12 protein-coding genes and 1 pseudogene are annotated in these 11,639 nt (G+C 70.9%); 5 read left to right on the forward strand and 8 right to left on the reverse strand.

The features are described 5' to 3' along the window. Positions 1-9 precede the first annotated feature (9 nt). From earP to VEC03_RS06735, 4 genes are all read left to right on the forward strand, one after another. A complete protein-coding gene (gene earP, locus VEC03_RS06720) occupies positions 10-1,107 on the forward strand; it encodes an elongation factor P maturation arginine rhamnosyltransferase EarP (RefSeq protein WP_324913802.1) in 1,098 nt (365 codons plus the stop codon). 106 nt (positions 1,108-1,213) lie between these two features. Beyond that, entirely contained in the window at positions 1,214-1,768 is a 555-nt protein-coding gene (efp, locus tag VEC03_RS06725; RefSeq protein ID WP_324913804.1) for an elongation factor P, read from the forward strand. A 58-nt stretch (positions 1,769-1,826) separates the two neighbouring features. Beyond that, positions 1,827-2,624 carry a heme-dependent oxidative N-demethylase subunit alpha family protein gene (locus tag VEC03_RS06730; protein WP_324913806.1) on the forward strand — a complete coding sequence of 266 codons (798 nt, stop codon included), beginning with the start codon at positions 1,827-1,829 and terminating at the stop codon, positions 2,622-2,624. After that, positions 2,625-3,512: an AEC family transporter gene (locus VEC03_RS06735; RefSeq protein WP_324913808.1), complete on the forward strand. Its 888-nt coding sequence runs from the start codon at positions 2,625-2,627 to the stop codon at positions 3,510-3,512. On the opposite strand, the gene VEC03_RS06740 is transcribed toward VEC03_RS06735, so the two are convergent. After that, positions 3,506-4,159, reverse strand: a complete 654-nt coding sequence (locus tag VEC03_RS06740; protein WP_324913810.1) for a hypothetical protein — start codon at positions 4,157-4,159, stop codon at positions 3,506-3,508. The genes VEC03_RS06735 and VEC03_RS06740 overlap by 7 nt on opposite strands. Before the next feature lie 72 nt (positions 4,160-4,231). Between VEC03_RS06740 and VEC03_RS06745 the strand changes: the two genes are divergently transcribed. Beyond that, entirely contained in the window at positions 4,232-5,095 is an 864-nt protein-coding gene (locus tag VEC03_RS06745) for a TIGR00730 family Rossman fold protein (protein ID WP_324913812.1), read from the forward strand. Here VEC03_RS06745 and VEC03_RS06750 read toward each other — a convergent pair. From VEC03_RS06750 to VEC03_RS06780, 7 genes and pseudogenes are all read right to left on the reverse strand, one after another. Then, complete coding sequence (locus tag VEC03_RS06750; RefSeq protein WP_324913814.1) at positions 5,073-6,251, reverse strand: MFS transporter; 1,179 nt, start codon at positions 6,249-6,251, stop codon at positions 5,073-5,075. The genes VEC03_RS06745 and VEC03_RS06750 overlap by 23 nt on opposite strands. Further along, positions 6,248-7,585, reverse strand: coding sequence for a DNA recombination protein RmuC (gene rmuC, locus VEC03_RS06755; protein ID WP_414708465.1), 1,338 nt, complete (start codon positions 7,583-7,585; stop codon positions 6,248-6,250). Before rmuC ends, VEC03_RS06750 begins: the two co-directional genes overlap by 4 nt. A gap of 23 nt (positions 7,586-7,608) precedes the next feature. Next, positions 7,609-8,589 carry a D-glycerate dehydrogenase gene (locus VEC03_RS06760; RefSeq protein ID WP_324913816.1) on the reverse strand — a complete coding sequence of 327 codons (981 nt, stop codon included), beginning with the start codon at positions 8,587-8,589 and terminating at the stop codon, positions 7,609-7,611. A 4-nt stretch (positions 8,590-8,593) separates the two neighbouring features. Then, positions 8,594-10,003 carry a sodium:proton antiporter gene (locus tag VEC03_RS06765; protein WP_324913818.1) on the reverse strand — a complete coding sequence of 470 codons (1,410 nt, stop codon included), beginning with the start codon at positions 10,001-10,003 and terminating at the stop codon, positions 8,594-8,596. 95 nt (positions 10,004-10,098) lie between these two features. After that, positions 10,099-10,824 (reverse strand): nitroreductase, encoded by a 726-nt coding sequence (locus tag VEC03_RS06770; RefSeq protein WP_324913820.1) that lies wholly within the window; start codon positions 10,822-10,824, stop codon positions 10,099-10,101. Continuing rightward, on the reverse strand, positions 10,821-11,261 hold the full coding sequence (locus VEC03_RS06775) for a thioesterase family protein (protein ID WP_324913822.1): 441 nt from the start codon (positions 11,259-11,261) through the stop codon (positions 10,821-10,823). The genes VEC03_RS06770 and VEC03_RS06775 overlap by 4 nt, the downstream gene beginning before the upstream one ends. Beyond that, a pseudogene (locus VEC03_RS06780) lies at positions 11,258-11,639 on the reverse strand (histone deacetylase); the annotation flags it as partial. The pseudogene VEC03_RS06780 and the gene VEC03_RS06775, both read right to left, overlap by 4 nt.

Here is an 11,639-nt window from a genome sequence, read left to right on the forward strand (position 1 = left end):
CCGGGCAGCATGCGCTGGGACATCTTCTGCAAGGTCATCGACAACCACGGCGACATCGGCGTGTGCTGGCGGCTCGCGGCCGACCTGGCGGCACGCGGCCAGGACGTGCGACTGTGGGTCGACGACGCCAGCGCGCTGGCCTGGATGGCGCCGGCCGGCCACCCGCGCGTCGCGGTCCTGCCGTGGGAAGGCTGTGTGGCCGCGCAGCCGGGCGACGTGGTGATCGAGGCCTTCGCCTGCGAACTGGAGCCGGCCTTCGTGGCCGCGATCGCCGAGCGCACCCGCACCAGCGGCCGGCAGCCGGCCTGGATCAACCTCGAATACCTCTCGGCGGAGGGCTGGGTCGAGCGCTGCCATGGCCTGCCCTCGCCCGTGCTCAGCGGGCCGGGCCAAGGGCTGGTGAAGCGCTTCTTCCACCCCGGTTTCACGGCCTCCACCGGCGGGCTGATCCGCGAGCCGGACCTGCTGCAACGCCAGGCGGCCTTCGACCGCGCGGCCTGGCTGCAGGCCCGCGGGATCGCGTGGGCGGGCGAGCGACTCATCAGCCTGTTCTGCTACGAGCCGCCCGGCCTGGCCTCGCTGCTCGGCCAGCTCGCGCAGGCCGGGCGTCCGACCCGCCTGCTGGTGGCCGCCGGCCGGGCCGAGGCCGCCGTCCGGCAATGGCTGGCGACGCGCCCGGACACCGGCTCGCTGGCCCTGCACTGGCTGCCGCTGATGCCGCAGCCGGCATTCGACGAGCTCCTGTGGGCCTGCGACCTGAACCTGGTGCGTGGCGAGGACTCGCTGGTGCGCGCACTCTGGGCCGGCAAGCCGCTGGTGTGGAACATCTATCCGCAGCACGACGACGCGCACCTGGCCAAGCTGGACGCCTTCCTGCGCTGGCTCGGGGCGCCGCCCGGGCTGGTGGCTTTCCACGCGGCGTGGAACCAGGGCGGGCCGGCGCTGCCAGCCATCGATCCGGCCGGCTGGCAGCCATCGGTGGAGCGCGCGCGCCGTCGGCTGCTGGCGCAGCACGATCTCGTCAGCGAACTGATGCGCCTGGTGCGTGGCGAGCATCAACCCTCGACAGTGCCGGATGCCCTCGGGCCAGTAGGCAAAAGCAAGTAAAATCCCGTGGTTTTGCGCGAGCGGCCCGCCTGGATGGCGCCCCGCGTCCACCGCCGCACACTCGCCTGCGCCACGCAGGCCCGCGGCCTACTTCGCCACCAACCCCATGAAAATCGCTCAAGAAATCCGCGCCGGCAACGTGATCATGCAGAACGGCGCCCCCTGGGTCGTGCTCAAGACCGAATACGCCCGGGGCGGCCGCAACGCCGCCACCGTGCGCATGAAGCTCAAGAGCCTGCTGTCCAACCAGGGCACGGAAGTCGTCTTCAAGGCCGACGACAAGATGGACCAGATCGTGCTGGACAAGAAGGACTGCACCTACTCGTACTTCGCCGACCCGATGTACGTCTGGATGGACGGCGAGTACAACCAGTACGAGGTCGAGGCCGAGAACATGGGCGACGCCCTGAACTACCTCGAGGACGGCATGACCGCCGAGGTGGTGTTCTACGAAGGCAAGGCGATCTCGGTGGAACTGCCCACCAGCGTCGAGCGCGAGATCACCTGGACCGAGCCGGCCGTCAAGGGCGACACCTCGGGCAAGGTGCTGAAGCCGGCCAAGATCGCCACCGGCTTCGAGATCGGCGTGCCGATCTTCGTGGCCCAGGGCGACAAGATCGAGATCGACACGCGCACCGGCGAGTACCGCCGCCGCGTCTGATCCCGGCGCACCCGACCGAAGGCTCCGTCAAGGAGCCTTTTTCGTTTCTCCCGCCGCCATGGACTTCGACTTCGAGCTGATCGCCGCGCCCTTCCGCATGCAGCCGGGACTGCGCCGGCTGGCTGCGGGCGCCCGGCACCTGACGCCCCTGGCGGCCGGCTCGCCCCTGTACGAGGAGAAGCGCCGCGTCCACGAGGCCGGCGCCGCGCGCCATGGGGTGGCCGGCTTCGATCCCGCCCCCGCGCTGGCGGCGATCGCGCGGCAGGCAACCCTCGAAGGCCACCCCGGCTTCGATGCCCGCCGGCTCGAGCTCGCCTTCGAGGAAGACATCGCCGTGCTCGATGGCGCGGACGGCACCCTGCCCTGGCTGTGCGTCTGCGTCCCCTCGCACTGGGCGCCGGAGGACAAGCTCGGGCTGGATTTCGCGGCCGTGCACGCGCCGGTGGCCGACAACGCCGCCCTGCTGCGGGCCGGCCGGCAGCTGGTGGAGCTGGCGACCTCCGGCGAGCGCTGGGAGCGCTTCGTCTGGAGCATCAGCCCCTCGCCGCGTTTCGACGGGCATCCGCGCCGGCAGCCGCGTGCGCCCTGGCCGGCCGGCGACGACGAGGCCTTCGCCGGCGGCTGCTGGCTGCGGGCCGAGCGGCAGACCTTCTTCCCCGTGGGCCAGGGGACCCGCCAGGCGGTGTTCACGATCCGCGTGATGCTGCAGCCGCTGGCGCAGGCGGTCGACAGCGCCGCGAAGGCTGCGCGGCTGCACGCCGCGCTCTCGTCCATGAGCGACGCCGTGCTGGCCTACAAGGGCCTGGCCCCGGCGCGCGAGCCGCTGCTGCGCTGGCTGGCGCGAAAGGCCGCCTGAATGGAACTGCTGCTGCGCATCGCGCAGGTGATCGTTCCGGTGTTCCTGATCGTGGCCATCGGCTTCGGCTACGGCCGTCGCCGGCAGCCCGACCTGCGCGCGTTCAACCGCATCGTGCTGGACGTGATGACCCCGCTGCTGGTCTACACCGCCCTCGCCGGCCGGGAGTTCCGGCTGCAGGACCACGGCCGCCTGCTCGCGGCCGGCCTGCTGCTGATCCTGGCCTGCGGGCTGGTCGGCTGGGCGCTGGCGCGGCTCACGCGGACCCAGGCCCGCAGCCTGGTGCCGGTCGTCATGTTCAACAACTGCGGCAACATGGGCCTGCCGCTGGCGCTGCTCGCCTTCGGGCCCGAGCACTTCGGCGCCGCCGTGGCGCTGTTCTCCATCAGCAACGTGCTGCACTTCTCGCTGGGCGCGCGCATCACCAGCGCCGGCGCCCGCACCCGTGACCTGCTGCTGTCGCCGCTGATGGTGTCGGCCGCGCTCGGTTTCGCCAGCGCCGCGTCGGGCATCCGGCCGCCCGACATGCTGATGACCGGCATGCGGCTGATGGGCGAAGCGACCCTGCCGCTGATGCTGTTCGCGCTGGGAGTCCGGCTGACCGTGCTGCAGCCACAGGACATTCCGCGCGGTCTGCTGGGCGCGTTCGCGCGGCCGCTGGTCGGCCTGCTGCTGGCGGTGCCGCTGGCCTGGGCGCTGGACCTGGCGGGGCCGGCGCGCGCCCAGCTGATCCTGTTCGGCGCCCTGCCGCCCGCGGTGATGCAGTTCCTGCTGGCCGAGCGCTACGGCCAGGAGCCCGAGCGGGTGGCGGCGATGATCCTGCTGGGTAACGCGCTGGCGGTGCTGTTCGTTCCGCTGGGGCTGGCCCTGGCGCTGCCCGGTCAGTAGAGGCTGCGGGCCAGCAGCACCCCGAGCACCACCAGCAGCACCACCGCGATTCCTCCGACCGAGGTCCAGAGCAGGTGGGCATGCACGCCGGCCGGGCCACGCAAGGGCGTGTCCGCCGGCCAAGGGCCGGCGTGGGTCAGCCAGCCGGCGAACTCGCTGGCCACTGCGGGCGTGAACAGTTCCAGGCGGATCCGCTGCGGCGGCCCGCCGTCCACCTTCAGCCCCATCTCGACCTCGCTGCCACTGACGCGGGCATGCACGATGTCTTCCAGCGGCAGCTTGACCCGGTCCTCCTTCCAGCCCAGGCCCCGGCGGAAGCGACCGGCGATGCGTAGCACCCGCGACTGCACGCGTGCCTCGACCTCGCCGCGGAACGCGGGCACGGCGAGGCCGCGCCCCTGCACCGCGACCAGGCTGGCCGCATAGGTGGCCAGCACCGAAAAGCTGCTGGTGCGGCTGGGCACATAGTCCGATCGGGCCGGCTGGCGCCCGAACAGGTCGGCCACGGTGAGCTGCCGGCCGGTCGTGTCGATCAGCACGTGCTCGCTGGACAGCGTCTTCCTGATGCGCATGCCGACGATGGTGCGCCGGTCATACGGCCCGACCTTGCGGCCCTCCAGTACCACGTGGAAAAGCGGCTCCTCCACGGTTGTCCCCACTGTTGTTCTGGCGGGCGAGGATAACCCCATGCCTGCGGGCTTTCCCGCCAAAATCGGTCCATGTCTTCCACCCGCAACATCCGCGACGGGCGCCTCGCCGACGCATGGGCCACGATCAAGGCGCACTCGGACGCGGGCCTGCCGCTGGAGCCCGAAGCCAGCCGGCTCGCGTTCGCCGACCCCGAGTTCCTGCTGCGCCGGGAGACGCGCGGCATCCGGTTCCAGCTCGAGCTGCTCAAGCCCGACCTCGAGCAGCAGGCCCATGGGATCGACAACACGGTCGTGGTGTTCGGCAGCGCGCGATTCCGCAGCGAGGAGGAGGCGACCGCGCTGCTGCGGGCGGCCGAGGCCGGCGGCGACGAGGCGGTGATCCGCCGCGCGCGGGCGCTGGCGCGCAACTCGCACTACTACGAGAAGGCACGCGCCTTCGGCAAGCTGGTGGCGCAGTTCAGCGCATCGCGCGAGCCGAGCGACCGGCTCTTCATCTGCACCGGCGGCGGGCCGGGGATCATGCAGGCCGCCAACCGGGGCGCCTGGGAAGGCGGCGGCACCAGCGTCGGCCTGTCGATCGCGCTGCCGATGGAGGAAGCGCCCAATCCCTTCGTGACGCCCGAGCTCTCGTTCAAGTTCCACTACTTCGCGCTGCGCAAGATGCACTTCATGATGCGCGCCAAGGCGCTGGTGGCCTTCCCCGGCGGCTTCGGCACGCTGGACGAGCTGTTCGAGGTGATCACCCTGGTGCAGACGCACAAGTCGCACCAGGTGCCCATCGTGCTGTTCGGCTCCAGCTACTGGCAGCGGCTGGTGAACTTCGACGTGCTGGTGGAGGAAGGCGTGATCTCGCCGGCCGACCTCCAGCTGTTCCAGTTCGCCGACGAGGCGCAGGACGCCTGGGACATCATCAAGGGCTTCTATCGCCTGTGACGGCCGGATCGCGGCCCAGGCGCAGCGACAGTCGCGTGCCGGCCGCCACCGTGCCGGCCACCACCCAGAACACCCCCGAGATCCCGATCACCGCGCCGGCGGCGCCGAACAGGATCGGCATGCTGACGCTGGAAGCGTTGATGGCCATCAGCCGCAGGCCCAGGGCCTGGCCATGGCGGTGCTCCGGCGTGATCTGGTGCAGCATGCTCATGATCATGGGCTGCACCGTGCCCAGTGCAACGCCCAGCAGCGCCGAGCACAGGCCCATGGACAGCGCCGAATGCAGCAGCGGGTAGGCGGTGAACAGCAGTGCGGTGGCGGCCATGGCCGCCGTGATCACCGCCCACTCGCGCAGGTACGCGGCCACGGCCGGCATGACCACTCGCACCGCGGCGGCCGCGATGGCGAACGCGCCGAGCAAAGTGCCAATCACTGACGCCGACAGGCCGCGCTCGTGGCCCAGCACCGGCACCACGAAGGTGTGGACGTCCCAGCACGAGGACAGCACCCAGTTCACCAGCAGCAGGCGCCGGAAGCCCGGCTCGCGCAGCAGGTCCCAGGCCGTGCCCTCGCGCACGCCCGCCGGCGCATGCGCCGCCGGCAGCTCGCGGGCCTGGCGCACCCAGAACCAGCCGATGACCGGCAGCACGGCCAGCAGCAGGAAGGCCAGCCGGAAGCCGCCATGGTCGATGGCCAGGCCGGCCGCGAACGGCCCGAGGAAGTTGGAGAACGCCGGCCCGATCGCCAGCCAGGAGAACACCTGGCGCAACTGGGTCGCGCCACCGGCCGCACGGCCCACATGCCGCTGCAGGGCGATGGACGCGGCGCCCGCCGCGCCGCCCGTGAGCAGCGCCGACGCGCACAGCACGGGGAACACGGGAAAGGCGACCGCCAGGCTGCCGCCCAGCGAAGCCGCAAGCACCGACCAGGCAAAGGGTCGCCGCAATCCGTGCCGATCGGCATAGCGGCCGGCTGGCAGGGCCAGGAAGACCTGGGTCAGCGCGAACAGCGCCAGCAGCAGCCCGACCGCGGCCTCGCTGTACCCCGAGCGCAACGCCAGCAAGGGCGCCGCCATCCGCATGCCCGCCATGCAGGCGTGCAGGAAGACCTGGCCCGTGATCAGGCGCAGCAGCTCGGGGCTGAGGCCACCGCTCACGCGGCTTCGCGGCCCTGCCCCGGCGGCTGCGGCAGCACGGCCTGCGCCTGCTCCTCGGGCAGAGCCTCGACCGTCTTGAGCGCGCGCCGCATCTGGCGCGTGCGGACCTGCGCATCGTCCAGCGTCTCGGAGGCCTTGCGCACCTGCTCGCGGATGCGGTCCACCCACGTGCCGTAGCGCTCGAACTCGGTCTTGACCGCGCCCAGCACCTTCCAGACCTCGGACGCCTGCCGCTCCAGCGCCAGGGTCCTGAAGCCCATGTGCAGACTGTTGAGCAGTGCCAGCAGCGTGGTCGGCCCAGCCAGCGTGACCCGGTAGTCGCGCTGCAACTGGTCCATCAGCCCCGGGCGGCGCAGCACTTCGGCATAGAGGCTCTCGACCGGCAGGAACAGGATGGCGAAGTCGGTGGTGTGCGGCGGGCACAGGTAGCACTCGCAGATGGACTTGGCCTCCTGCCGGATGCGCACTTCCAGCGCTCGGGCCGCGCTCTCGACGCCGGCGGCATCGGCGCGGTCGCTCGCCTCCAGCAGCCGCTCGTAGTCCTCGCGCGGGAACTTGGCGTCGATCGGCAGCCAGACCGGTGCGCCCTCCGCGCCCGCCCGGCCCGGCAGGCGGACCGCGAAATCGACGCGCTGCTTGCTGTGCGGCCGGGTCTCGACCTGCCGCGCGTACTGCTCGGGCGTCAGCACCTGTTCCAGCAGCGCCTCGAGCTGCACCTCGCCGAACACGCCGCGCGCCTTCACGTTGGCCAGCACGCGCTGCAGGTCGCCCACGCCCTGCGCCAGCGACTGCATCTCGCCCAGGCCCCGGTGCACCTGCTCGAGGCGCTCGGCCACCTGGCGGAAGCTCTCGCCCAGCCGGGTTTCCAGCGTCGCCTGCAACTTCTCGTCGACGGTGCGGCGCATTTCGTCGAGGCGTTCGGCATTGGTCTGCTGCAGCTTGGCCAGCTGCGCTTCCAGCGTGCTCCGTACTTCCGCCAGCCGGCGGGCGTTGGATTCGCTCAGGCCCTGCAGCTGGGTGCCCAGCGTGTCCGCCACGGTCTTCTGCAGCAGCGCGAGCTGCTGGGCGAAGGCGTCGATCTGGCTGTTCTGGGTCCGGGTGGCCTGCGACGCCTGGTCCAGCAGCGCGTGCTGAAAGGTCGCCAGCGCCTGCGTCAGCTCCTGGCGCGCGCCGCGCGAGGATTCGCTGACCTCGCGCCGGAGCTCGCGTTCCAGCCGCTCGCTGGCCGCCAGCAGTTCGGCCCTGAGGTTGTCCGTGGCCGGCTTTCGCGCCAGCAGGACGGCCAGCAGCACCAGGGCCAGCAGCCCCGTCGCCGCGGCAAAGGCCACCCCCACCAGCAGCCAGGCTTGCGGGTCGCTCAGGCGAGCACCTCGGGGTTGAGCGGCGTCACCGGCTTGCCGTTCACCAGGTAGCCGATCAGGTTGTCGGCCGCCAGGTTGGCCATGGCCATGCGCGTGGGGATGGTGGCGCTGGCGATGTGCGGCGTCAGCACGACGTTGGGCACGGTGAGCAGGTCCGGGTGGACCTTGGGCTCGCCCTCGAACACGTCGAGGCCGGCGGCCGCGATGCGGTGCTCGCGCAGGGCCTTGGCCAGCGCCGCGTCGTCGACGATGCCGCCGCGGGCGATGTTGACCAGCGTGGCCGTGGGCTTCATCTGCGCCAGTTCGGCGGCGCCGATCGCATGGTGCGATTCGGCGGTGTACGGCAGCACCAGCACCAGGTGGTCGGCCTGCCGCAGCAATTCTTCCTTGCCGACGTAACGGGCCTTGCACTCGGCCTCGATCTCCGGGGCCAGGCGCGAGCGGTTGTGGTAGATCACCTTCATGCCGAAGCCGTGCGCGCCGCGCCGCGCGATGCCCTGGCCGATGCGGCCCATGCCCAGGATGCCCAGGGTGCTGCCGTGCACCTCGGCGCCTGCGAACAGGTCATAGGACCACTTCGTCCACTGGCCGGCACGCAGGTAATGCTCGCTCTCGGTCATGCGGCGGGCGGTGGCCATCATCAGCGCGAAGCCGAAGTCGGCCGTGGTCTCGGTCAGCACATCCGGCGCGTTGGTGCCCAGCACCTTGGCCGCCGTCATCGCCGGCAGGTCGAAGTTGTTGAAGCCCACGGCCATGTTGGCGCAGATCTTCAGTTGCGGGCACGCGGCCAGCAGGGCGGCATCGATGCGCTCGCCGCCGGTGGTGAAGACGCCGGCCTTGCCCTGCAGGCGGGCGACGAAGTCCTCGCGGCTCCAGGCGGCGTCGGCCTGGTTGTGCTCGACCTCGAAGTGCTGCTGCAGCTTCTCGATGACCTGGGGGAAGATGGATCGGGCGACGAGGACGGCGGGCTTGCTCATGGGGTCAGAGGAACCAGATGAAGGTCATGATGGCGAACAGCGGCAGCAGGATACCCGCCGACCAGGCCATGTAGCCGAAGAAGCTGGGCATGTCCACGCCGCGATCCTCGGCAATCGCCTTGACCATCAGGTTGGGCGCGTTGCCGATGTAGGTGTTGGCACCCATGAACACGGCGCCGGCCGAGATGGCGGCGAGCGTCGGGGCCAGCGTGGTCATCAGCACCTGCGGGTCGCCGCCGGCGGTGTTGAAGAACACCAGGTAGGTCGGCGCGTTGTCCAGGAAGGAGCTCAGCGCGCCGGCCGCCCAGAAGTACATGGCCGGGTCGGGCGAACCGTCCGGGCGGGTCACCGCGGCTATCACTGCGCCGAACGGCCCGTCCACGCCGGCGCGCAGCATGGCGATGACCGGGATGATGGTCAGGAAGATGCCGGCGAACAGCTTGGCCACTTCCTGCATGGGCGCCCAGGAGAACTGGTTGTCGGCGTGTACGGTGGCCGGCGTGATCGTCAGCGAGGCGATTGTCACGGCGATCAGGCCGAGGTCGCGCACGATGCCGGGCAGGCCGACCTCGGTGCCGGCGATGTCGAACACGACCGGCGACTTCCACAGGCCGGACATCAGCACCAGGGCCACCACCACGGCCAGCAGCCAGAAGTTGCGCGCGCCATCGAAGCCGATGCCGCGCGTCTCGGGCGTCGGATCCTCCGGCTGCACTTCACCCGTTTGCCGGTAGTACCAGCTGTCCAGCGCATAGAACAGGGCCAGCAGGGCCGCCAGCAGGAACAGCGTCTCCGGGAAGATGTGGCTGACGGTCCAGAAGAAGTCGATCCCCTTGAGGAAACCCAGGAACAGCGGCGGGTCGCCCAGCGGCGTGAGCGAGCCGCCGGCATTGGAGACGGTGAAGATGAAGAACACCACCACGTGCGCCTTGTGCCGGCGGTTGTCGTTGGCGCGGATCAGCGGGCGGATCAGCAGCATGGACGCGCCGGTCGTGCCCATGAAGCTGGCCAGCACCGAGCCGATCGCCAGGATGGCGGTGTTGAGCGCCGGCCGGCCGTGCAGGTTGCCGCTGATGTAGATGCCGCCCGAGACGGTGAACAGCGCGGTCAGCAGGATGACGAAGGGGATGTACTCGGCCAGCGCCGCGTGCACGAAGGCGGCCCCGGCCACGCCCGGCCCGAAAACGATGGCGAAGGGCACCAGGAAGGCGAGCGACCAGGCGGCAGCGACCTTGCCGAAGTGGTGGTGCCAGAAGTGCGGCGCCAGCAGCGGCATCACGGCGATCGACAGCAGGATGCCGGCGAACGGAATGCCCCACAGGGCGGTGAGCTGGCTGCCGTCGAAGTCGGCCGCCATGGCCAGTTGCGGCGCGAGCAGCGCCAGGGCCACGCCGAGGGGGCGTGCAATCGTCATGGGTCTCCTCCGGGAAAGGCGGCTGCGAGGCGACCGCCTGGCGGCGAGCATACCAATGCACCGCGCCGGGCTGCCGCGTGCGGCACGCGTCGAATTCAATCCAGCCAGCGCGTGAAGGCGGCGGGCGGCTCGCGCGGCGTGTCGAAGCCGTTCACCGGTTCGGACTCGTCGGCGTAGCCCAGGGCCATGCCGCACACCAGCATCTCGCCCTCACCGGCGCCGATGTGGGGCAGCACGATCTTCGAGAAGCGGTTCCAGGCGGCCTGGGGGCAGGTGTGCAGCCCCTCGGCCCGCGCGGCCAGCATCAGGGTCTGCAGGAACATCCCGTAGTCCAGCAGCGAGCCGCGCCCGAGGATGCGGTCGATGGTGAACATCAGGCCCACGGGCGCGTCGAAGAAGCGGAAGTTGCGCCGGTGCTGCGCGTGCATCCGGTCCTTCTCGCCGCGCTCGATGCCGAGCAGGCCGTAGAGGCTCCAGCCGTTCTGGCGCCGGCGGTCGATGTAGGGCGAGACCCATTCCCGCGCGTAGTAGTCGTAGTCCTCGTCGTACTGCGCGGCCAGCGAGGGATCGGCGTAGATCGCGTCGTAGGCGTCGCACACCTTGGCCACCAGGGTGTCGCGGCTGGCGCCCTGCAGCACGTGGACCTTCCAGGGCTGGGTGTTGGTGCCCGAGGCCGCGCGGCTGGCCAGTTGCAGCACGCGCTCGATCGTCTCGCGCGGAACCGGGGTGGGCAGGAAGGCCCGCGCGGACATGCGGCTCTCGATGGCGGTCGCCACGCTGGCGGGATCGGCGATCGAGGCGCGGATGCGGCGGGCGCTCATTGCAGCGCCTCCAGTTCGGCGCGCAGCGCCGCCGGCAGCGGCACCGGGCGGCGGCTGGCCCGGTCGACGTAGACGTGCACGAAATGACCCTTGGCGGCCGTGAGGGGTTCGCCGGCGGCGAACAGCCCGACCTCGTAGCGCACGCTGGACGTCCCCAGCCGGGCCACGCGGATCCCGGCATCGACGGCTTGCGGGAACGCGAGCGGCGCGAAGTAGTTGCACTGGGTCTCGATCACCAGGCCGATGGTGGTGCCCTGGTGGATGTCGAGGACGCCGCGCTCGATCAGGTGGGCGTTGACCGCGGTGTCGAACCAGCTGTAGTAGACGACGTTGTTGACGTGCCCGTACACGTCGTTATCCATCCAGCGGGTGCTGATCGTGCGAAAGGCCTTGTAGGCGCTGCGAGGGTCGGGCTGGGGCTTGGGGCTGTCGCTCATCGGCGCCGATTCTGCCAGCGGCCCCAGTAGTGCACGGCCACCCGGAACGTGTTGACCTGCGCCTGCACGGTGTCGTCCAGCCGGTGGCCATAGCCGCCGGCCATGGCGAAGGCCAGCGGCAGGCCGCGCTGCCAGGCCCAGTCGAAGACCCGACGGTCCCGGGCCTCCAGGCCGTCCCAGCTGAGCTTCAGGCGGCCGAGCCGGTCGCCTTCGTGCGGATCGGCGCCGGCCAGGTAGATCACCAGGCCGGGATCGAAGCGGCGCTCCAGTTCGCCCAGCGCGTCCTCCAGGGCCTGCAGGTACTCGTCGTCCCCGCAGCCGTCGGGCAGGTCCACGTCCAGGTCGGACGGCTCCTTGCGGAAGGGGAAATTGCGCCCG

Source organism: Ramlibacter sp., from assembly GCF_035627355.1.
Classification (GTDB): Bacteria; Pseudomonadota; Gammaproteobacteria; order Burkholderiales; family Burkholderiaceae_C; genus Ramlibacter.